Annotated in this window: 18 protein-coding genes; 15 read left to right on the top strand and 3 right to left on the bottom strand. The window is 61.1% G+C overall.

Annotated features, from left to right (window positions below):
- The first annotated feature begins 14 nt into the window (after positions 1-14).
- From mlaD to VJR68_RS02100, 3 genes are read left to right on the top strand one after another with little or no spacing between them, the layout of a single operon-like run.
- A complete protein-coding gene (gene mlaD / locus VJR68_RS02110) occupies positions 15-893 on the top strand; it encodes an outer membrane lipid asymmetry maintenance protein MlaD (RefSeq protein WP_324145892.1) in 879 nt (292 codons plus the stop codon).
- Between the two features lie 23 nt (positions 894-916).
- Complete coding sequence (locus tag VJR68_RS02105) at positions 917-1,606, top strand: ABC transporter substrate-binding protein (protein ID WP_324145891.1); 690 nt, start codon at positions 917-919, stop codon at positions 1,604-1,606.
- Positions 1,606-1,914 carry an STAS domain-containing protein gene (locus tag VJR68_RS02100; protein WP_324145890.1) on the top strand — a complete coding sequence of 103 codons (309 nt, stop codon included), beginning with the start codon at positions 1,606-1,608 and terminating at the stop codon, positions 1,912-1,914. The genes VJR68_RS02105 and VJR68_RS02100 overlap by 1 nt, the downstream gene beginning before the upstream one ends.
- Before the next feature lie 119 nt (positions 1,915-2,033).
- Here the strand turns inward: VJR68_RS02100 and VJR68_RS02095 are convergent, their stop codons facing one another.
- A complete protein-coding gene (locus VJR68_RS02095; protein WP_324145889.1) occupies positions 2,034-2,900 on the bottom strand; it encodes a VacJ family lipoprotein in 867 nt (288 codons plus the stop codon).
- 214 nt (positions 2,901-3,114) lie between these two features.
- Here VJR68_RS02095 and rpoZ point away from each other — a divergent pair, with 214 nt between their 5' ends.
- The 7 genes from rpoZ to VJR68_RS02060 all read left to right on the top strand — a co-directional run bounded on the left by rpoZ (position 3,115) and on the right by VJR68_RS02060 (position 11,168).
- A complete protein-coding gene (gene rpoZ / locus VJR68_RS02090) occupies positions 3,115-3,405 on the top strand; it encodes a DNA-directed RNA polymerase subunit omega (RefSeq protein ID WP_188793155.1) in 291 nt (96 codons plus the stop codon).
- Between the two features lie 112 nt (positions 3,406-3,517).
- Positions 3,518-5,707 carry a RelA/SpoT family protein gene (locus tag VJR68_RS02085; protein WP_414647724.1) on the top strand — a complete coding sequence of 730 codons (2,190 nt, stop codon included), beginning with the start codon at positions 3,518-3,520 and terminating at the stop codon, positions 5,705-5,707.
- Positions 5,708-5,758: 51 nt separating this feature from the next.
- A complete protein-coding gene (locus VJR68_RS02080; protein WP_324145887.1) occupies positions 5,759-6,142 on the top strand; it encodes a RidA family protein in 384 nt (127 codons plus the stop codon).
- An 80-nt stretch (positions 6,143-6,222) separates the two neighbouring features.
- The gene (gene recG / locus VJR68_RS02075) at positions 6,223-8,337 is read left to right on the top strand and encodes an ATP-dependent DNA helicase RecG (RefSeq protein WP_324145886.1); all 2,115 of its coding nucleotides are present in this window, start codon (positions 6,223-6,225) and stop codon (positions 8,335-8,337) included.
- Between the two features lie 50 nt (positions 8,338-8,387).
- Positions 8,388-9,329: a nucleoside hydrolase gene (locus VJR68_RS02070; protein ID WP_324145885.1), complete on the top strand. Its 942-nt coding sequence runs from the start codon at positions 8,388-8,390 to the stop codon at positions 9,327-9,329.
- A gap of 58 nt (positions 9,330-9,387) precedes the next feature.
- Entirely contained in the window at positions 9,388-9,633 is a 246-nt protein-coding gene (locus VJR68_RS02065) for a type B 50S ribosomal protein L31 (RefSeq protein WP_324145884.1), read from the top strand.
- A 239-nt stretch (positions 9,634-9,872) separates the two neighbouring features.
- A complete protein-coding gene (locus VJR68_RS02060) occupies positions 9,873-11,168 on the top strand; it encodes a citrate synthase (RefSeq protein ID WP_324145883.1) in 1,296 nt (431 codons plus the stop codon).
- Between the two features lie 62 nt (positions 11,169-11,230).
- On the opposite strand, the gene VJR68_RS02055 is transcribed toward VJR68_RS02060, so the two are convergent.
- A complete protein-coding gene (locus tag VJR68_RS02055; RefSeq protein WP_324145882.1) occupies positions 11,231-11,908 on the bottom strand; it encodes a hypothetical protein in 678 nt (225 codons plus the stop codon).
- Positions 11,909-11,956: 48 nt separating this feature from the next.
- On the bottom strand, positions 11,957-14,491 hold the full coding sequence (locus tag VJR68_RS02050) for a penicillin-binding protein 1A (RefSeq protein WP_324145881.1): 2,535 nt from the start codon (positions 14,489-14,491) through the stop codon (positions 11,957-11,959).
- Between the two features lie 518 nt (positions 14,492-15,009).
- Here VJR68_RS02050 and VJR68_RS02045 point away from each other — a divergent pair.
- The 5 genes from VJR68_RS02045 to pilQ are packed head-to-tail and all read left to right on the top strand — an operon-like array spanning position 15,010 to position 20,191.
- Positions 15,010-16,068, top strand: a complete 1,059-nt coding sequence (locus tag VJR68_RS02045) for a pilus assembly protein PilM (protein WP_324145880.1) — start codon at positions 15,010-15,012, stop codon at positions 16,066-16,068.
- Entirely contained in the window at positions 16,068-16,781 is a 714-nt protein-coding gene (locus tag VJR68_RS02040) for a PilN domain-containing protein (protein ID WP_324145879.1), read from the top strand. Before VJR68_RS02045 ends, VJR68_RS02040 begins: the two co-directional genes overlap by 1 nt.
- Positions 16,781-17,440 carry a type 4a pilus biogenesis protein PilO gene (locus VJR68_RS02035; RefSeq protein WP_324145878.1) on the top strand — a complete coding sequence of 220 codons (660 nt, stop codon included), beginning with the start codon at positions 16,781-16,783 and terminating at the stop codon, positions 17,438-17,440. The genes VJR68_RS02040 and VJR68_RS02035 overlap by 1 nt, the downstream gene beginning before the upstream one ends.
- A complete protein-coding gene (locus tag VJR68_RS02030; protein WP_324145877.1) occupies positions 17,437-17,970 on the top strand; it encodes a pilus assembly protein PilP in 534 nt (177 codons plus the stop codon). The genes VJR68_RS02035 and VJR68_RS02030 overlap by 4 nt, the downstream gene beginning before the upstream one ends.
- Positions 17,971-18,025: 55 nt before the next feature.
- Positions 18,026-20,191 carry a type IV pilus secretin PilQ gene (pilQ, locus tag VJR68_RS02025; protein ID WP_324145876.1) on the top strand — a complete coding sequence of 722 codons (2,166 nt, stop codon included), beginning with the start codon at positions 18,026-18,028 and terminating at the stop codon, positions 20,189-20,191.
- The last annotated feature ends 100 nt before the right edge of the window (positions 20,192-20,291 follow it).

Raw genomic sequence — 20,291 nt, 5'->3', positions numbered from 1 at the left:
TTGAGGACTTTGCCGTGAGCCAGAGAAAATCCTATGCCGTCGGCACCGGTCTGTTCATCGTGCTCGGTTTCGCTGCGCTCGCTTACCTTGCCACGCAGACGACCTCGGTGGTGAACAGCCACCAAGGCGCGAGCTACACGGTGGATGCGCAATTCACCAACGTTGGCCAGCTGAAGGAGCGTGCGCCGGTGAAGGTGGCAGGGGTGCGTGTGGGTCAAGTGCAGTCGATCACGCTGGAGCCGGGCAAGGACGTGGCGGACGTCAAGCTCTCGATCGACAAGACATTCAACCAGATTCCTGTCGATTCGACGGCCGTGATCTATACCAGCGGTCTGCTGGGCGACCAGTACGTCGGCTTGCAGTTCGGCGCGGGCAAGCAATATCTGGCCGATGGTGCGCATCTGGTGTTGACCCGGTCGACGCAGCCGCTGGAAGAAATGCTCGGCAAGTTCTTCGGTGGCGGCGGTTCGGCCGATGCCATCGGCGGCAGTTACAAAGTCACGGCGCACTTCACCAACGTCGGTACGCTCACGATAGGCGCGCCGGTGAAGATGGCGGGCGTGGCCATCGGCAACGTGGCCGACGTGAAGGCCGATCCGACCAAGCTGGACGCTACCGTCACGATGGCCATCGACAATCGGTACAACCAGATTCCGGACGATTCGGCCGCTGCCATATTCACCAGTGGTTTGATCGGTAGCCAGTATGTTGCGATCCAACCCGGCGGCTCGCCGAATTCGCTCAAGGAAGGCGACCAGCTGGTGCTGACCCAATCAGCCGTGCAGCTGGAGGATCTCATCGGCAAGTTCCTGGTCAATGGTTCGTCCAGCGGCAGCGGTAATGCCGGTGGCAACGGTAACGGTTCGTCCAATCAGCCTGCCGGCAAACATTGAGCCGGCTTTACGAGGAGTCATCCATGTTGCGTCATCTGGCCATTGCCACCGCCCTCGCTCTGGGCAGCGTCGTGATCGCCGCGCCGGCCTTCGCGCAGAGCGCTTCCAGCGCGCAGCCGTCCAACGCATCGTCGCCGCAGGCCGTTGTCGAGGACATCACTCACCAGCTTGATACGCAGATCGCCGATCACAAGGCGCAGTTGCAGAACAACAAGCCCAAGCTGATCTCCCTGGTCAATCAGATCTTCCTGCCGCATTTCGATACCGACTGGGCGTCGATCCTGGTGCTCGGCATGCACGCCCGCGAGGCGACGCCCGAGCAGCGCTCACGCTTTGCCAAGGCTTTCTACAGCTCACTGACCAACCGCTATGCGGAAGGCTTGCTGAGCTATACCAAGGGCACGGTAAAGGTCCTGCCGTCCGGTGGCGAGGTCAATCCGAAATACACCGTCGTCAAGACCCAGATGAACACCAGCGACAACAAGCCGGTGGCCGTGAACTTCGTGTTCCACCAGACCGCCGATGGTCAGTGGAAGGCGTATGACATCATCATCGAAGGTATCTCCTACATCACCAACTACCGCAACCAGGTCGACGCCGAGATCAAGAAAGAAGGTCTCGACAAGCTGATCGCCGATCTGGAAACACAGGGTGACAAGGCGTTGCAGAAGATGGACCAGGAAAACAAAGGCAACAAGGGCAGTCAGGGCTGATGTCTCCCACCAAGTCCGGCAAGTTTCAGGTGATTGCAGACGTTCCGGATACGGTCTCCGTCTCCGGAACGCTGAACTTCGCCACGGCGGCCAGTGCGCTCACGGCGATGCGTAGCGCGTTCGCCAAGCATGATCGGCATACGCTGGACCTCGGTGGTGTGGATAGCTGCGACAGTGCAGGCTTGGCGTGCGTGCTGGCTGCCCTGTCGGAGGCCGATCAAGGCGGACGCCGGGTAAGCGTGCGTCGCGTGCCGCAAGGTATGCAGGCGCTCGCGCAGGTTTGCGGTGTGGAATCGCTGTTGCACTGAGACTCTGCGATCACGAACAACCAGGCACAAAAAAACGGAGCTCTGATGAGCTCCGTTTTTTTGTGCCTGGTTGATTGAAATCCTCCGATCAGGATCGAGGGATATTTCAACTTGCCGGCTCAGCCACCAGAAGGCTGACCGGAATTGTTTTGCTGTTTCTGCTTCTGTTCCCACTGCTGCTGCTCTTTCAATAGCTCGGCGGGATCGAAGTTCTGATCTTGCTTGTTGTTGGAGCCTTGCCCTTGTTGCAGCTTCAGCATGACGTCCGCTGGCGGGTTACCGTCGTAGATCTTGTTCAGACGGTTCTGGCGCCACGCATCACGCACGAAGGCGTAGGGATCGTAGGCAGACTGCAGGAAGCTGTCGGCATCGAGTAGCTGGGCGCGCATCTGGACGAAATAGACGGCTTCGGGGATGTAATACTGGCCCCAGTGAAACTTGTGATTGCGCTCGAAGTAGCTGATCGGGTCGAACAGGTAGCCGTCCACCGGGTACTGCCACACGTCCCGGAAGGTCGACGGGCCAAGCAGGGGGATCATCAGGTAGTCGCCCTCCGGCACGCCCCAGCGGGCCAGGGTGATGCCGAAATCGGTTTCCTTGATCGGGATCTGCATTTTGGTGGCCGGATCGAAGAAGCCGGCCAATCCCACCGTCATATTGATCAAGAAGCGGCCGGTATCCGTCATGGCATCGCTCGGGCGAGCCTGCAACAGGTTGTTGGCGATGCTGATCGGCAGCTTGATATTGGTGAAGAAGTTGCTGACCGAGGTCTGCACCGGCTTGGGCGTGACCTTGGTATAGCCCACGGCCACCGGACGCAGCACGTGCCTGTCCAGCGCCATGTTGAAGGCGTAGCTCTTGCGGTTGAACTTCTCCAGCGGATCGTCGGTACGAGGTGGCGCGATGGCACACCCGGCCAACAAGGCCAGCATGGCGACGGCGGGTACAAGACGGCTTAGTGCGGCAAGACGGGGCAGGGAAGGCATCGAGGGGGAGTCCGCTGCAAATAGGTTGGGAGATTATATGTGTACTTTCTAGTTCTATATTGTGCACGTGTTGCAGCATTGTTTCGAGCTAGCGTGCGACAGCCGGGCATGATAAAGCGTGTTCAGCATGGCGGCGAGCGCTTCGCGTTGCCAGCCGGGTAACCGGCCGATAAACTGTAAGGCCGCATAAGTTTTTATAGTTCAAGGATTTCCCATGGCTCGCATTACCGTGGAAGACTGCCTCGAGGTGGTCAACAACCGTTTTGAACTGGTTCTGATGGCGACCAAGCGCGCCCGCCAGCTCGCCAACGGGGCCGAACCGGCCGTCAACCCTGACAACGATAAGCCCACCGTGTTGGCGCTGCGTGAAATTGCTGATCGTCGCATCGATCAGGTCACGATCGACGAGATCGACCGCGCCGAGCGCGAGCGTGCCGAGCGTGAAGCCCTGGAATGGGCGGCGCAGGAAGTGGATGACGATCTCTCCAAAGGCGGAGATGACTGATGGAAGGTGGCGGCTGTCGACAGTGGATTAAACGTCGAGCCGGTGACCCCGGATTGATCAGCCACGCGTTGCGCCTCCACTTTTTCTTCCAGCTTTTGAGCGAGGCGACGGCCTGAACGGGCGTCGGGATTCCATGACGACCGCGGCCACGCATCCAGCTTCCCCGGATACGTCCGCATTGCCGCCCTACGTGCTGGCACTGAAAGAACGCCTTGCCTACCTGCCCGAGCCGCAAGTCGCACGCGTGCTGCGCGCGTATCAAGTGGGCGCGGTGGCGCACGAAGGGCAGACCCGCAAGAGCGGCGAGCCCTATATCACCCATCCCATCGCCGTGGCCGGCATTCTTGCCGAGTTCGGCATGGATGCGGAAACCATCATCGCTGCAATCCTGCACGATACGCTTGAAGACACGCAGCTGACCCGTACCGAACTGGCCGGCGAATTTGGCGAGCCGGTGGCCGAGCTGGTCGACGGTGTCACCAAGCTGGACAAGATGCGCTTTTCCAGCCGCCAGGAGGCGGACGCGGAAAGCTTCCGCAAGATGCTGCTGGCGATGGCGCGCGACCTGCGTGTCATCCTGATCAAGCTGGCCGATCGTCTGCACAACATGCGCACGCTCGGCGCAAAAGACGCCGAGTCGCGCCGCCGCATTGCGCGCGAGACGCTGGAAATCTACGCGCCGATCGCACAACGCCTCGGCATGAACAAGATCAAGGCCGAGCTGCAGGACCTGGGCTTCCGTGCGCTGCATCCCGATCGCTATCGCGTGATCAGCGAACGTATTCGCGCAGCCCTCGGCAATCGCCGCGAAGCCATGAGCCGCATCGAAGGCGCGCTCACCGCACGCCTGGTCGAGGAGCGCATTCCGGTGCGCGTGGTCGGGCGGATCAAGTCGCCGTGGAGCATCTATTCCAAGATGCGCAATGAGCACAAAAGCTTTGCGCAGCTGATGGATGTGTATGGCTTTCGCGTCGTGACCGACAGCGCGATGAGTTGTTACATGGCGCTGGGCGTCGTGCATGCCTTGTATAAGCCGGTCGATCGCCGCTTCAAGGATTTCATTGCGATTCCGAAGGCCAACGGCTACCAGTCGCTGCACACCGTCTTGCTCGGGCCGTTCGGTGCGCCGATCGAAGTACAGATTCGCACCGAGGAAATGGATTCGGTCGCCGAACGTGGTGTCGCTGCGCACTGGGCATACAAGACGGAAAGCGGTCCCGCAAACAGCGCGCAGGCGCGTGCGCGCGAATGGCTTTCCGCATTGGCCGATAGTCAGGCGAACACGCCTTCCGCGGCGGAATTCATCGAGAACGTCAAGATCGATCTGTTCCCGGATGAAACCTATTTGTTCACGCCGCGTGGAGACATCCTGTCGCTGCCGCGCAACGCCACCGCATTGGATTTTGCGTATGCCGTGCATACCGATGTGGGCGATCACGCGGTGGCGGCGCGCGTCGACAAGAAGCTGTTGCCGCTCCGCGCCCGACTTGAATCAGGTCAGTTGGTGGAGATCATCACGGCGCCGTCGGCGGTACCCAATCCGGCGTGGCTGGAATTCGTGGTCACAGGCAAGGCACGCACTGCCATTCGCCAATACCTGAAACATCTGCAACACGAAGACGCGGTCGACTTTGGTCATCGCATGCTCGATCGCGCGCTCGATGCGCTGGGCACCAGCCTGGACGCCATCCAGCCGGAGGTGCTGGAGAAATTCCTGCACAAGTCCAAGCTCAAGCGCCTGGAAGAGCTGCTGGCCGATATTGCGCTCGGCAATCGCATGCCTGATCAGGTCGCCAGTCAGCTGGTGACTTCGCGGGGTACGTCCGCGCGGGGCGCGCTGGTCACGCATCCGACGGAGAAAATCCACATCACCGGTGCCGAGCGTGGCGTGCTGAGCTTCGCCAATTGCTGCCATCCGTTGCCGGGCGATGAAATCGTAGGCTACTTGTCACCGGGCAAGGGCATCGTCGTGCATCGCACCGAATGCCCGAACATGGCCGAGCTGCGCAAATCCACGCCTGAGCGTTGCGTGGATATCGAATGGGACCGCGACGTACAAGGCGATTACCGCGCCGAGCTGCGCATCGAAGTGATCAATCGGCCTGGCGTGCTTGCCACCGTGGCGGCCGCGATTGCCGCTGCCGATTCCAACATCGAAAACGTGGAATACGTTGAGCGCGATACCTCGGCCGCCACACTGCTGTTCACCATCGAGGTGAAGAACCGCAAGCACCTGGCCGAGGTCATCCGGCGCGTGCGGCGGACGGGTGTAGTGAGCGGGGCGTACAGGTATCCGTTGTAGCGTGTCGTTCTCTCGCTACACTTCCGTTTCCGCCTTGAACGGATGAACCCCATGCCCCGCACGATCATCTCTACCGACAAAGCTCCCGCCGCCATCGGCCCGTACTCGCAAGCCGTACGCGCCGGCAACACGGTGTACTTCTCTGGTCAGATTCCACTCGATCCGTCCAGCGGCATGCTGGTGGAAGGCGACATCAGCACACAGACACGCCGCGTGTTCGAGAATCTCAAGGCCGTGGCTGAAGCAGCCGGCGGTTCGTTCGAGCAGTTCGTGCGCGTGGGTATCTACGTGACGGATCTGGCGAACTTCACGGCAGTCAATGCGGTCATGAACGAATACTTCCAGGCACCTTATCCGGCGCGATCCACCATCGAAGTTGCCGGCCTGCCCAAGGGGGCGCAGGTGGAAGTGGACGTCATCATGGTGTTGGACTGATCCCTAGGCACGCAGGCTGCTGACAGCCTTTGTCGGCAGTCCAAATGCGCTGCGTCGGTGTGCTCGGTTAGTCTTCCGGAATGGCTGCCCCGAAACCTCAAACTACCATCACCATCACCGATGATGCGGGCAAGCTGCCGGCCACGGCGCTTGGCGGTGTCGGCCCGGCTATGCGCGAATCGCTGACGCGGCTGGGTCTGCATTGCCTGCAGGACCTGTGGTTCCACTTGCCGTTGCGTTATGAAGACCGCACGCACCTGACGCCGCTGGCGGATTTGCATCCCGGCATGCGCACACAGGTGGTCGGGGCGGTGGAGGCGGTCGAGAAAGGCTTCCGCTATCGCCCGCAATTGAAGGTGGCGATCGGCGATGGGGTGATGCACACCTTGCTGCTGCGTTTTTTTCACTTCAATCGCGCGCAGGCAGAGCAGTTCCGGGTGGGCGCGCGTCTGCTTTGCTACGGTGAAGTGCGCCAGGGCAATGGCAGCCTGGAGATGGTGCATCCGCAATATCGCCGCTTGACTGAAGATGCGCCCGTCGCGCTCGACGAGCGCCTCACGCCGGTCTATCCCACCACCGAAGGGTTCGGGCAAAAACGTTTGGGAACCTTGATCGACAAGGCACTGCAGCGATTGCCTGCCGAGGCGGACTTGGAACTGATTCCGCCCAAACTGTGCGCAAAATTCGGACTGACATCATTGCGCGAGGCGTTGTTATACGTGCATCGGCCGCCGCCGGATGCGCGCATGGATCAGCTGATCCAAGGGCGCCACCCTGCACAACAACGCCTCGCGTTTGAAGAACTGCTGACCCAGCACATGAGCTTGAAGCGTTTGCGTGCCGCCGTGCGCCAGCGTCATGCGCCGATACTTGGCGGTGATGGCCGGTTGCGGCAACGTTGGCTGGCATCCTTGCCATTTCGGCTGACGGGTGCCCAGCAACGGGTGGTCGAGGAAATCACCGAGGACATCTCGCAGCCGCGTCCCATGCTCCGTCTGGTGCAAGGCGACGTCGGCTCCGGCAAGACGGCGGTGGCTTGCGCAGCGGCATTGGCTGCGGTCGAGGCGGGTTACCAAGTCGCGTTGATGGCGCCCACGGAATTGCTGGCGGAGCAGCATCTGCGCAACTTCCGTCATTGGCTGGAACCCTTGGGTATTCACGTCGAATGGCTGGCTGGCAAACAGCAGGGCAAAATACGTCAGCAGGCGATGCAGCGTGTGGCTGAAGGTGCGCCGATCGTGATCGGCACGCATGCATTGATGCAGGAGGGCGTAGCCTTTGCGCGGCTTGGCTTGGCAATCGTCGACGAACAGCATCGCTTTGGCGTGCAGCAACGCCTGGCGCTGCGTGACAAGGGATTGGAAGGCGACTGGGTGCCGCATCAGCTCGTGCTGACAGCTACTCCGATTCCACGCACGTTGGCGATGAGTGCGTATGCCGATCTGGATATCTCCGCCATCGACGAATTACCGCCAGGCCGCACGCCGGTGCAGACCATTGCGATTTCGAATGCGCGGCGTGCCGAGGTCATCGAGCGCATTCGCGCCGCCTGCCTGGAAGGACGGCAGGCCTATTGGGTGTGCACACTGATCGAGGAGTCCGAGCAACTGCGTGCGCAGGCGGCGGAGGCGGCGCATGCGGAGCTTTCACATGCGCTGGCCGAGCTCAAGGTGGGTTTGATCCATGGACGCATGAAGCCAAAAGAAAAGCAGGCCGTCATGGATGCATTCAAGGCGGGTGACTTGTCCGTACTGGTGGCCACTACCGTCATCGAAGTCGGCGTGGACGTTCCCAACGCCAGCCTGATGGTGATCGAGAACAGCGAACGCCTTGGCCTGGCGCAATTGCATCAATTGCGTGGACGCGTGGGGCGCGGTGCAGTCGCCTCCAACTGTGTGCTGCTTTACCAGCCGCCGTTGGGGCAGCTTGCACGCGAGCGCCTGCAGGTGATGCGCGAAACCAATGATGGTTTCCGCATTGCCGAGAAGGATCTGGAGCTGCGTGGTCCTGGTGAAGTGTTGGGTACGCGTCAGACCGGGCAGCTCAGTTTCCGCATGGCTGACCTGGCGCGTGACGCGCATCTGCTGCCGGCGGTGCAGCAGGTCGGCGAATACATGCTGGCGCAGCAGCCTGAGCGCGCGGGGCGCCTGATCGAGCGTTGGATCGGCGGTGCGGCACGCTATGCAGGCGCCTGAGAAGCAGGTAGCTTGGAAAAGATGTACAGCTCAATGTCGATGGCATGACGATGACCAAACCGCAGCTGCTGATTGATACCGATCCTGGTGTAGACGACGCCCTCGCCATCTTGATGGCCCACGAGCATGCCGATGTACTCGGCCTCAGCATTGCGGCCGGCAATGTGGGTCTTGCGCACACCACGCGCAACGCGCGGACGCTGGTGGATCTGGTGGGTGCGGCCACGCCAGTGTTTGCCGGCTGTCCGACACCGCTGGTGCGCTTGCCCGAGGAGGATGCGGCCTTCGTGCACGGGCAGGATGGTCTCGGCGATGTCGGTTTTCCACAGCCGAAAGCCATCATCTCAGACGAGCACGCGGCACTGGCGATCCTTCGCCTGACGCGTGAGCGTCCGGGTGACATCACTCTGGTGGCGCTGGCGCCTCTCACCAACCTTGCGCTGGCGCTGCGGCTGGATCCCTCCTTGCCGCAGCGTGTGAAGCGTCTGGTGGTGATGGGTGGTGCGGTCACTGGACGCGGCAATACCAGCCGTGTGCCTGCCGAATTCAACGTCGGGTTTGATCCGGAAGCCGCTCACGTGGTGTTCGAGGGTTTCCCGGACTTCGACCTGGTTGATTGGGAGCTCACCCTGCGGCATGCCTTCGATGAGGACGAGTTCGATCAGTGGCTGGCCGCGGGTGATCATCGGGCAAATTTTTTTGGCCGCGTGTTTCGGGTGGCTCGCGAGACCAACCGTGAGCGCGGGAGGCGGGGCATCATTGCCGCCGATGCGCTGGCGATGGCGGTGGCCGTCGACCCTTCCGTGGTGAAACATAGCGAGCACCGTCGTGTCGGCGTGGAGTTGGATGGCCGCCTGACACGCGGCGCCACTGTGGTGGACTGGGCCGGCCGGCTGGGCCAGCAGTCCCAGGTCAACGTCGTGATGGAGCTTGATCAGGGCAAGTTCGCGGCGATGGTGCAGCGGGCTTTGGGCGCTTTCCAGGCGGCTTGACCGGAGCTCGGCATGATCGATACAATACCGCTCTTTTCACGCACGCTTTGAGTCCGTCATGAAGCCCGATATCCATCCGAATTACCGTCAGGTGGTGTTCCAGGATCTTTCGTCCGAGTTCGCGTTTCTGACGCGCTCCACGATTGCCGCCAAGGAAACCATCAAGTGGGAAGACGGCAACGAGTACCCGCTGGTCAAGGTGGATATCTCCAGCCACTCGCACCCGTTCTACACCGGCAAGCAGAAAGTTGTTGACGCCGGTGGTCGCGTCGACAAGTTCCGTCGCCGTTACGCACAGAAGTAATTCTTTGCGAACAGCCCTGCGGGGCTGGCTAAATGATTTCGCACAAGGCAGGCCTCGCGCCTGCCTTGTGTTTTTTCGTGCGTGTCAATCGGACCATGCGTCATCGGATTGTTTGTAATCCGATGTGCGATAATAGATGGGATGCATTGACGCTTTCCCCACGTCGATGCGCCTTTCCCTTGCCGGCTGGTTGCCGTTACGCGGTCGCCCCGGTGGCGACCCATGTGTAGGAGGTTTCCGTGTCCGATTCCAAATCCGTCAAGCTCGTTGATGAGTCCAACGGCCATAGCAGCGAGCTCCCTCTGCTCACCGGCACGCTTGGCCCCGCCTGCATCGACATTGCTCCGTTGTACAAGGACACCGGGCACTTCACCTACGATCCGGGTTACGGCAGCACGGCCAGCACCAAGAGCGCCATCACCTATATCGACGGTGACCAGGGCGTGCTGATGTATCGCGGTTATCCGATCGAGCAGTTGGCGGAAAAGTCGAGCTTCCTCGAAGTGGCCTACCTGCTGTTGCACGGTGAGCTGCCGAACAAGACCCAGTTCGCCTCGTTCGAAAACGACATTACGCATCACACGATGATGCATGAGTCGCACAAGAATTTTTTCCAGGGCTTCCATCACGACGCGCATCCGATGGCCATGCTGGCCGCTTCGGTGGCTTCGCTTTCGGCCTTCTATCATGAAGATCTGGATGTCGATAACGCGGAAGATCGCCAGCTGGCTGCGATTCGCCTGATCGCGAAGATGCCGACGATCGCTGCAGCCTGCTATCGCTATTCGATCGGCTGGCCGTTCCGCTATCCGCGCAACAATCTCGAATACGTCAACCGCTTCCTGCACATGATGTTCGAAGTGCCGAGCGAGCCGCTGGAGCTCAGTCCGGTGTGCGCGAAAGCGCTGGATCTGCTGTTCATCCTGCACGCAGACCATGAGCAGAACGCTTCCACCTCCACCGTGCGCCTGGTCGGTTCCACCGGTGCAAACCCGTATGCCTCAGTCGCTGCCGGTATCACCGCGCTGTGGGGCCCTGCACATGGCGGCGCCAATGAGGCCGTGCTGAAGATGCTCGAGGAGATCGGTTCGCCGGATAAGGTGGAAAACGCAGTCAAGCGTGCCAAGGACAAGAACGACAACTTCCGCCTGATGGGCTTCGGCCATCGCGTGTACAAGAACTTCGATCCGCGCGCGAAGATCATCCGCGAGATGTGCCACAAGGTGCTGGCCGAGATGGGTGTGAACGATCCGCTGCTCGATGTAGCGATGAAATTGGAAGAGGCGGCGCTGAAGGACGATTACTTCGTCGAGCGCAAGCTGTATCCGAACGTGGACTTCTATTCCGGCATCATCTACAAGGCGCTCGGCATTCCGACCGAGATGTTCACCGTGATGTTCGCCATCGCGCGTACCGCTGGCTGGATTGCGCATTGGATCGAGCAGCACGAAACGCCAGGTTCGCGTATCGGTCGTCCGCGCCAGTTGTATGTCGGGGCAGGCAAGCGCGACTACGCCGCGATGGACAAGCGCTGATCAAAGGTCCAAAACTCGATAAGAAAACGCCCGGCTCAGGCCGGGCGTTTTGTTTGAGGAGGTTATTTGAGTGCAGCGGCTAGTTTGCGTTCGAAATCATCTTGCTGCTCCTGCTCTTCGGCCAGCATGATCTCCACCGATGCCAATGTGGCGCGCCGCATCGGCTTTTCATCCATGCGGTCGAGTGGTGCCTGGCGCAGGGCGTTATGTGGAAGCACGGTAAGGTCGAACGGAAGATTGTCGGCGGCGAACAGCAGTACTGGGAATTCGATCTGCTCGTCACGCGTGATACGCAAGCGGCGCGTCTGCGTTTCAAATGGCACGCCATGCTCGTGCAGGTAGATGCCTACCGCCTCGGGATCATCACTGAAAACGTGCAGGCATACAGCCGAATGCGCATCGGCGGTGCCTTCCAGTACCGCGTCAACCAGGCGTGGTTCGAAGCGCTCCAGGAACCGCATCGCTTCGATGGCGGCTTCGCGCCGCTCTCTGAGTAATCTGGGTTGGCTTTCTGATTGGAACAGGCGTTGATGCTCGCGCAGCGCCTCTTCGATTTCGTGGTTGCGGGGAAGCGCCTGCTCGTCCAGCACGCCGAGCCGTTCGGCGGCCTTGCGCTTGGCGCGGTGGAAGTCGCGGATGCCGTGTTCGCTCATCAGGCGCGCCGCCTCCTGGGCGACGCGTAGCCGATTGCGCTGCACACGGTCTTGCGCGTGGATGCGATGGTGCTCGCCTCGTGCCATGCAGCAACCCTCGTGAATATGCGGGCGGAGCAAGCCTACAGCAAAAAATCAGAAGATGTCGTTAGTCTGCTGTTGATCCTGGTTTTGTTGCTGCTGCTGCGTTGCCAGGTTGTGCAAGCGGTCGATGTCTTCCACCTTGAAAATTTCCTGCATGGCGTTGGGATCGCCTTGGGCTGTCGGCAGGCCGTTTTCGCGATTGATCAGCATGGTGGTGATGCCAGGCGGCATGGGCAGGCTCTTTTCCGGGATGCCCTTGAGCACGTCGCCCATGTAGTCGATCCAGATCGGCAAGGCCGCTTTCGCACCGAATTCACCCTTGCCTAATGAACTGAAATCATCGAAGCCGACCCACACGGCTGTCGACAGATCGCCATTGAAGCCGACGAACCAGGCGTCGCGATGGTCATTGGTGGAACCGGTCTTGCCGGCCAGGTCATTGCGGTTGAGTGCTTTGGCGGCGTAGCCCGTGCCCATCGGTGACCGGATCACGTCCTTCATCAATGACGTGACCAGATAATCGTTGCGGATGTCGATTACGTGCGGCGCCAGTACCGGCGGTGCTGCGCCATTGTTGTGCACGTCGGCCGGCAGCGCCGTTTCGCCGGCCATGGCCACGCTGGTGGCGGGCGCAGGCGTGTTGGACGAGCTTGCCGATACGCCGTTGGTCAGCATGTTTGCCGGGGGCGGTGCGGGAGGGCTGTTCTGCAACAGGCGCTCCGAGCAGTCCGCGCAGGCGCGTGCCGGATTGGCGACATAGACCGGCTTGCCATCACGGTCGTCGATTTCGCTGATGAAGTACGGCGTCACCAGATAGCCGCCGTTGGCGAACACGGCAAAGCCGCGCGCCATGCTCAACGGTGACACCGAGGCCGTACCCAGTGCCATCGACAGATTGTTCGGCAGCGCATCGAGCGGGAAGCCGAAGCGTGTGACGTAATCGCGCGTGTAGCGCACCCCGATCGAGTCGAGCAGTCGCACCGAGACGAGGTTCTTCGATTCGATCAATGCCTCGCGCAGGCGCATCGGTCCGGCAAATTTGTTGTCATCGTTGCTCGGCGTCCACAGACCGTTCGGTTGTGATGGGTCGGGCAGGGCGATCGGTGAATCGTTGATGATCGACGCCGGCGTATAGCCGCGCTCGAACGCCGCCGAATAGATGAAGGGCTTGAAGCTCGAGCCCGGTTGCCGAGCGGCCATCACGGCGCGGTTGAACTTGCTGCGCTGGAAGTTGAAGCCCCCAACCAGCGACTGGATCGCGCCATTTTCCGGGTCGAGCGATACCAAGGCAGCCTGCGCCTTCGGAATCTGCGTCAGCTGCCAGGCGCCCTTGTCATCACGAATGACGCGGATGATGTCGCCGGGTTTCAACACGGTGTCGACGCGGGTGGGAGTAGCGCCCGTCCGGTTTTCATTGACATAGGGGCGGGCCCAGTCCAGGGCTTTCAGGTCCAGCTTGATCACCTCCTTGCTCGGCAGGAAAACCGCGGCCTCGGTAGCGGAGGAGGTGATGACCAGGCCGGGCGTGAGCCCCGCCGCGTCCATGAAGCTGGAAAGCAGATTGCTGTAGTCACTGTCGCTGGCATTCGGCGGCAGTTCCTCATGGGCTTCCGGTCCGCGCCAGCCGTGGCGGTGATCGTAGATGGCCAGGCCATCGCGCACGGCAGCCACTGCCGCTTGTTGTCGAGTACTGACCAGGGTGGTCTTCACGACGTAACCCTCGGTCAGTGCGTCATTGCCCAGCCGGTCCAGCGCTTGTAACCGTGCCATCTCGGCCAGGTAGGGGGCATCCACCTGGATCGGTTGTTCATGCGGGGCGGCTTCGTCCGGCGCATGGATGGCCTGCTCGTATTGCGCCTGGTTGATGTAGCGGTGCTCCAGCATCTGGCCCAGCACCCAGTTGCGGCGGGCGATCAGGCGCTGGGTATTGGTGAGCGGATTGACTGCCGAGGGCAGCTGGAACGTGGAGGCAATGGCTGCGCACTGCGCCACGGTGAGCTGGTCCAGCCGTTTGCCGTAGTAGTACTCCGCCGCTGCCGCGATGCCGTACGAGCGGTGTCCCAGGAACATCTTGTTGAGGTACAGCTCCAGGATCTGGTCCTTGGTGAGCGTGCTCTCCATGCGCAAGGCGATGAACATCTCGATCAGCTTGCGGGAATAGAGCTTTTCCGGACTCAGGAAGAAGTTGCGCGCCACCTGCTGGGTTATGGTCGAGCCACCCTGGGTCTTGTTGCCGCCGGAGGCGACCACGTGCAGGCCGGCGCGCATCACGCCACGCCAGTCCACGCCCGGATGTGTATAGAAATCAGCATCCTCCGCTGACAGCACCGCGTGCTTGAGCATGTCAGGCACTTGCTCGACGGAGACCGGTATGCGGCGCGTTTCACCGAAGGTGGCGATCAGCTTGCCGTCCGCCGTCACCACTCGGAGCGGAACTTGCATGTGGTAGTCCTTGAGCACATCCACGGACGGAATGCGGGGGGAGACCAGCCAGTAGGCCACTCCAATGGCCGCAGCGATCATTAGTAGTCCGCTGAAGCCCAGGATCAGCAGCCAGCGCAGCAGGGCTTTAAAAAATCGGGTCATGTGGTTCGGGATGCTCTAGTTCGTTCTGCGTAGGTGTCACCGGCCCTGTCTGTTCGCAGGCCACAGGACTATCGGCGAAGGCAGACTGGCTGTCTGTCGAGACGATGGGCCGAAGGCCTGCGAACAGACAGGGACGGCCCGAAGGGTGATGTCCAGAAGGCCCGCAGGCTGCGCCGCGCGGCTTGAAAAGGCAACCAGCCTTCCCTGCACCACGCGCCACACCCTGCGGGCCTTCTGGACATCATGCCACCTACGCAGAACGAACCAGAGCATCCCAGTACCGAGACCTATGTCAAAACAGACCAAAGTATAGATGTAGCAGTATGGGGACCATCAGCAGCGGGTTAGCAAAACCTTAATCTCGGCGCCGGCGGATTGCCCCAAATGTGCAGGGCATCACGCCAAAAGTCTCGAAGAAGATCGCGTAGGCCGTTGCTATTGCGTTAATTTTTGGATTTAATGACCCGGCAATCCTGCCAGTATCTGGCGGAAGCGCCAGGGGTCAAGGGGGAATCGTCGTGGGGCTCTTTACACCCAAGAAGCCGCCGCTGGTCGGCGTCGACATTAGCTCGACCGCCGTCAAGCTGCTGCAGCTTAGCCAGGCAGGAGGTCGCTATCGCGTGGAACACTACGCGATCGAGCCGCTGCCCCCGAATGCGGTGGTCGAAAAGAACATTGTCGAAGTCGAGGCAGTGGGCGAGGCCGTACGTCGCGCGCTGTCGCGCTCCGGCGCCAAGGTCAAGCACGCTGCGGCGGCCGTGGCCGGTTCTGCGGTGATCACGCGCATCGTGCCGATGCCGGCAGAGCTGTCGGAAGAAGATCTGGAAGGCCAGATCCAGGTCGAGGCCAACCAGTACATCCCATACCCGATCGAGGAAGTGAGCCTCGATTTCGAGGTGCTCGGGCCGGTACGCGACAACCCCGAAATGAACAACATTCTCCTGGCGGCCTCGCGCACGGAGAACGTGGACATGCGCGTGGCGGCGCTCGACCTCGGTGGCCTTAGCGCGCAGGTGGTCGACGTCGAAGCCTTCGCGATGGAGAACGCCTTCACGCTGATCGCCGACCAGTTGAATGTCGGCCGTGACGCACTGGTGGCCGTGGTCGACATTGGCGCCACCATGACCACGCTGTCAGTGCTGAAGAACCAGCGCACGATCTACTCGCGCGAACAAGTATTCGGCGGCAAGCAGCTCACCGATGAAATCATGCGCCGCTACGGCCTTTCCTATGAGGAAGCCGGTCGTGCCAAGCGCAAGGGTGGTTTGCCGGAGTCCTACGAGACCGAGGCGCTGCAACCGTTCAAGGAATCACTGGTACAGCAGATCAGCCGCCTGTTGCAGTTTTTCTACGCAGGCAGCGAGTTCAGCAAGGTTGACCAAGTGGTGCTGGCCGGCGGTTGCGCATCGATCGAAGGCATCAGCGCGATGCTCGAAGAGCAGCTTGGCCTGCCCTGCGTGGTGGCCAACCCGCTGGCGCGCATGTCGCTCTCCAATCGAGTGCAGGCACAGTCGCTGACCCAGGACGCGCCCGCATTGATGATCGCGGTCGGACTCGCCATGAGGAGTTTCGACTGATGGCACATATCAACCTACTTCCGTGGCGTGCCGAGCGCCGCAAACTGCGGCAGCGCGAATTCTTCATGCAGCTGGGCGCGGCTGCCCTGATCGCCGTCGGCGTGATGTTCCTGTGGTGGTTCTGGATGGATATGCGCATCGACAACCAGAACGATCGCAATGCCTACATGCAGGACCAGATCAAGCAGGTCGATGCGCGTCTGGAGAAGATCAAGGATCTGGAAAAAGTGCGTGCGCAGTTGCTGGCACGCAAGCAGATCATTGAACAGCTGCAGGCCAACCGTTCGCAGATGGTGCACTTGTTCGATGAATTGGTGAAAACCATTCCGAGCAGCGCACGCCTGACCTCGATCAAGCAGAGCGGCGACCAGATGGTGCTGGGCGGCGTGGCGCAATCCAACGCCAGCGTGGCCGAGTACATGCGCAGCATCGAAGCGTCGCCGTGGATGGGCCAGGCCGACCTCAGTAAGACCGAGAACAGCCACGATGCCTCGCGGATGCCGTACAGCTTCGGCCTGACCGTGGCGCTGTCCAAGCCCAAGGACGATAGCAACGCGCAGGGCGCGACCGGTTCCGCTCCCGCTTCGTCGAGCACAAGCGCGGCCGCCGCAGCGACACCCGCTGCTGCCAAGCCCGCTGTTACGACACCCCCTGCAATGGCGCCCGCACCGGGTAAACCGGCCACTGCGCCAGCCAAGGGAGGGGCCAAATAATGAAACTCCTCGACGATCTGCGCAGTCTCGATCGCAACAACATTGGCGGCTGGCCAAAGTCGGTCAAGACGTTTTTCACGGTGCTGCTGTTCCTGGTGATCATGCTGGTTGGCTGGTATGTGGTTATCAGCGACCAGCAGGACCAGCTGCAGACGCTGGCCAACAAGGAAGAACAGCTGAAGAAAGAGTTCTCCGAGAAGCAGGCCAAGTCGGTCAATCTCGAAGCCCTGCAGCAGCAGTTGGACGAAATGAAGGACATGCTGCGCCAGTTGCTGCGTCAGCTGCCCAGCAAGACGGAAATGCCTGAGCTGCTGGTGGACGTGTCGCAAACGGCATTGTCGGCCGGCCTGCAGCAGGAACTGTTCCAGCCAGGCACGGAAATTCCCAAAGACTTCTACGCGGAAAAGCCGATCCAGCTGAAGATGATTGGCACATACCACCAGTTCGGCGCCTTCATCAGCGGCGTGGCATCGCTGCCGCGCGTGGTGATCCTCACCATGCACGACGTATCGCTGACACCACTCAATCCGCCTGCCAAGGGCTCGGAGCCGGCGGCCAACCAGCTGTTGGTCTTGCAGGGCACGGTGAAGACCTATCGTTACCTCGAAGACTCCGAAACGAACGAGGGCAAGCCGAAGAAGGCCGGGGGGCAGAAATGAGAGTCATGACTGCCATGAAGCCTGTTCGCCTCGTGAAGCTGTCGCTGATGATCGCCACCGCGCTGATGCTGGCCGGTTGCACGCGCGGCATGTCCGACTTGCGCGACTGGGTCGCGCAGGAGAAGGCCAAGCGCGGTGCCCCGATTCCTGCGTTGCCGGTGATCAAAACCTTCGAAACCTTCACCTATAGCGATCAGGACAAACGCGACCCGTTCAGTCCCAGCCAGGACGAGTTGAGTCAGAACAACGGCCCGCGTCCGGATGAAGGCCGGCCGCGCCAGCCGCTGGAGGCTTACTCGCTGGACAGCTTGAGGATGGTTGGCACGATCGGTGCTGGCTCCACCATGGAAGCACTCGTCAAAGATCCCGGCGGAGTGATCCATCGCGTGCATATCAACGAATACTTGGGCCAGAACTACGGCCGCGTCACCGCCATCACCGGTGACCACGTCGACCTGGTCGAATTGGTTTCCAACGGCAATGGCGGCTGGATGGAACGTCCAGCCAGCATCGCGCTTGAGGCGAAATAGGAATACAGGGGCTGATGCAATGACTAATCTCAATCAACCAGTCCGGAGTCGCGCCATGCACTTGGGCCACCGTTGCCTGATCACCATCGTGGCGCTGGGCTCTGCCGTCTGGGCCAGTGCCGCTGCAGCCAGCACGCTGCAGAACATCTCCTACAAAACACTGCCGGGTGGCCGCGTCGAGCTGCGCATGAGCTTCGACAGCAACCAGGTGCCGCAACCGAACATCTTCACGACCGAAACGCCGCCGCGCATCGCGATCGACTTTCCGGACACCACCAACGACGCGGCCCGCCACCAGGACATCGGCGTCGGCACCACGACCGGTGTCTCGGCCGTAGCTGCCGGAGGTCGCACCCGCGTCGTGGTCGAACTGATGCAGGCCTCCACCTACAAGTCGAGCGTGGAAGGCAACAGCCTCGTGCTGGTAGTCAACAACGGCACGCAATCGCAGCCGGTGACGACCGCAGCGACCATCGATCCCTCGAAGGCATTGCCATCGGCACTTAACGGTCCGGCGGTCAGCAACATCGACTTCCAGCGTGGTCCGAACGGTTCCGGCCGCGTGCTGATCAACTTTGCCGGCGCCGGTGCCAACGCGAACATGCATCGCGAAAACGGCAATATTGCCGTGGACGTGACCAATGCGCAGCTCCCGGCCAGCCAGTCGCAGCGCTTGAACGTGCTGGATTTTGCGACACCGGTGCAGTCGATTTCGCCCAAGTCCACGCCGAATGGCGCGCGCATCGACATTGCGTACAGCGGCGACGCGGATGTGTCCTCCTATCAGACTGGCAATCAGTACGTGGTGGAGGTGACACCGAAGAAGCAAGATTCGAAGAACACCAATCCTGCTTCCGAAGCACAACCGGTTTACACGGGCAGCCGCGTCACCTTCAACTTCCAGGACATTCCGGTGCGCTCCGCGCTGCAATTGCTGGCGGATGTGTCGGGCCTGAACCTGGTGGCTTCCGACACCGTGGGCGGCAGCGTCACGTTGCGTCTGGTGAACGTGCCGTGGGATCAGGCGCTGGACGTGATCCTTCGCTCCAAGGACCTGGACAAGCGCCGCGATGGCAACGTGATCTGGATTGCGCCGCAGAAGGAGCTGGCTGATTACGAGCAGAGCGTGGCGGATGCGCGCTTCAAGGCGCAGGATACGGCGCCGCTGGTTACCACGTACATTCCGATCAGCTATGGCAAGGCGCAGGATATTGCCAAGTTGCTGACGACGGGTGCTCAGCAGAGCACGGGCGGCGGTGGTGGTGGCAGTGGCGCAGCTAACGAACACCGCGGATTCCTCTCGCCGCGCGGCAGCGTCACCTTCGATCAGCGTACGAACACTCTGCTGCTCAACGATACGTCGGAAAAGACTGCTGAGATACGCGCCATCGTTTCGGAGCTGGATCGCCCGGTGCAGCAGGTATTGATCGAGTCGCGCATTGTGATCGCAACCGATGATTTCGAGCGCGACCTGGGTGTTCAGTGGGGCATAAACGGTAGGCAGGTCAATCCGAGCGGCCAGACACTGTCGCTTGGTAGCGGTCTTCTGCCGGCGACAACGAGCGGTACCACGACCACCACGTACAACGGTCTGCAGAACTACCAGCAAGTTAATTTGCCGGCCACGCCGTCCACGGGCACGGCGTCGACCATTGCCGCTGCCATCCTCGGCAAGAATTACGCCCTGGATCTGGAGCTGTCCGCATCGCAAGCGGAAGGTCGCAGCCAGCTGGTATCCAGCCCGCGCGTGATCACCGCCAACCAGCAGGAAGCGGATATCCGCCAGGGTCAGGAAATCGGCTACGTCACCTACCAGAACAGCACAGGTGGTGGTGGCGCCAGTGGAACGGCGACGGTGGCGTTCAAGGATGCGGTGCTGGAGCTCAAGGTCACGCCGACCATCACGGCCGACAACCGCGTGTTCCTGGCGATCAACGTGAACAAGGATTCACTGCACAACTACATCACCGTGCCAGGCAGCGGTCAGGTGCCGGTGATCGATACCCGTTCGCTCAACACCTCGGTGTTGGTGGATAACGGCCAGACGGTGGTCCTGGGTGGCATCTACGAAATCAGCAAGACCGACAACATCAACAAGGTGCCGTGGTTGGGTGATATCCCCGGGGTCGGCTTCCTGTTCCGCAGTACGCAGCGTGTGAATGACAAGGACGAACTGCTGATCTTCGTCACCCCGCGCATCCTCAGCGACAGCCTGCAATAAGCGCGGACTTGCAAGACAAATCGAAGGGGCGGCCGCTGTGCCGCCCCTTTTGCTTTACGACGGACAAGCGACCAAACTTTCCTACCACGCTGTGGTCTTA

This window comes from Dyella sp., assembly GCF_035277725.1.
Lineage (GTDB): Bacteria > Pseudomonadota > Gammaproteobacteria > Xanthomonadales > Rhodanobacteraceae > Dyella_B.
The sequence above is the reverse complement of the archived record's forward strand: the minus strand, read 5'-3'. Positions and strand labels throughout refer to the sequence as shown.

Excerpts from the sequence above, each read along its gene's own strand:
- VJR68_RS02065 (WP_324145884.1), top strand. The coding sequence starts at position 9,388 with ATGAAGCCCGATATCCATCCGAATTACCGTCAGGTGGTGTTCCAGGAT.
- VJR68_RS02070 (WP_324145885.1), top strand. The coding sequence starts at position 8,388 with ATGACCAAACCGCAGCTGCTGATTGATACCGATCCTGGTGTAGACGAC.
- VJR68_RS02035 (WP_324145878.1), top strand. The coding sequence starts at position 16,781 with ATGAAACTCCTCGACGATCTGCGCAGTCTCGATCGCAACAACATTGGC.
- VJR68_RS02080 (WP_324145887.1), top strand. The coding sequence starts at position 5,759 with ATGCCCCGCACGATCATCTCTACCGACAAAGCTCCCGCCGCCATCGGC.
- VJR68_RS02095 (WP_324145889.1), bottom strand. The coding sequence starts at position 2,900 with ATGCCTTCCCTGCCCCGTCTTGCCGCACTAAGCCGTCTTGTACCCGCC.
- VJR68_RS02050 (WP_324145881.1), bottom strand. The coding sequence starts at position 14,491 with ATGACCCGATTTTTTAAAGCCCTGCTGCGCTGGCTGCTGATCCTGGGC.
- VJR68_RS02040 (WP_324145879.1), top strand. The coding sequence starts at position 16,068 with ATGGCACATATCAACCTACTTCCGTGGCGTGCCGAGCGCCGCAAACTG.
- rpoZ (WP_188793155.1), top strand. The coding sequence starts at position 3,115 with ATGGCTCGCATTACCGTGGAAGACTGCCTCGAGGTGGTCAACAACCGT.
- VJR68_RS02105 (WP_324145891.1), top strand. The coding sequence starts at position 917 with ATGTTGCGTCATCTGGCCATTGCCACCGCCCTCGCTCTGGGCAGCGTC.
- recG (WP_324145886.1), top strand. The coding sequence starts at position 6,223 with ATGGCTGCCCCGAAACCTCAAACTACCATCACCATCACCGATGATGCG.
- VJR68_RS02030 (WP_324145877.1), top strand. The coding sequence starts at position 17,437 with ATGAGAGTCATGACTGCCATGAAGCCTGTTCGCCTCGTGAAGCTGTCG.
- pilQ (WP_324145876.1), top strand. The coding sequence starts at position 18,026 with ATGCACTTGGGCCACCGTTGCCTGATCACCATCGTGGCGCTGGGCTCT.
- VJR68_RS02055 (WP_324145882.1), bottom strand. The coding sequence starts at position 11,908 with ATGGCACGAGGCGAGCACCATCGCATCCACGCGCAAGACCGTGTGCAG.
- VJR68_RS02100 (WP_324145890.1), top strand. The coding sequence starts at position 1,606 with ATGTCTCCCACCAAGTCCGGCAAGTTTCAGGTGATTGCAGACGTTCCG.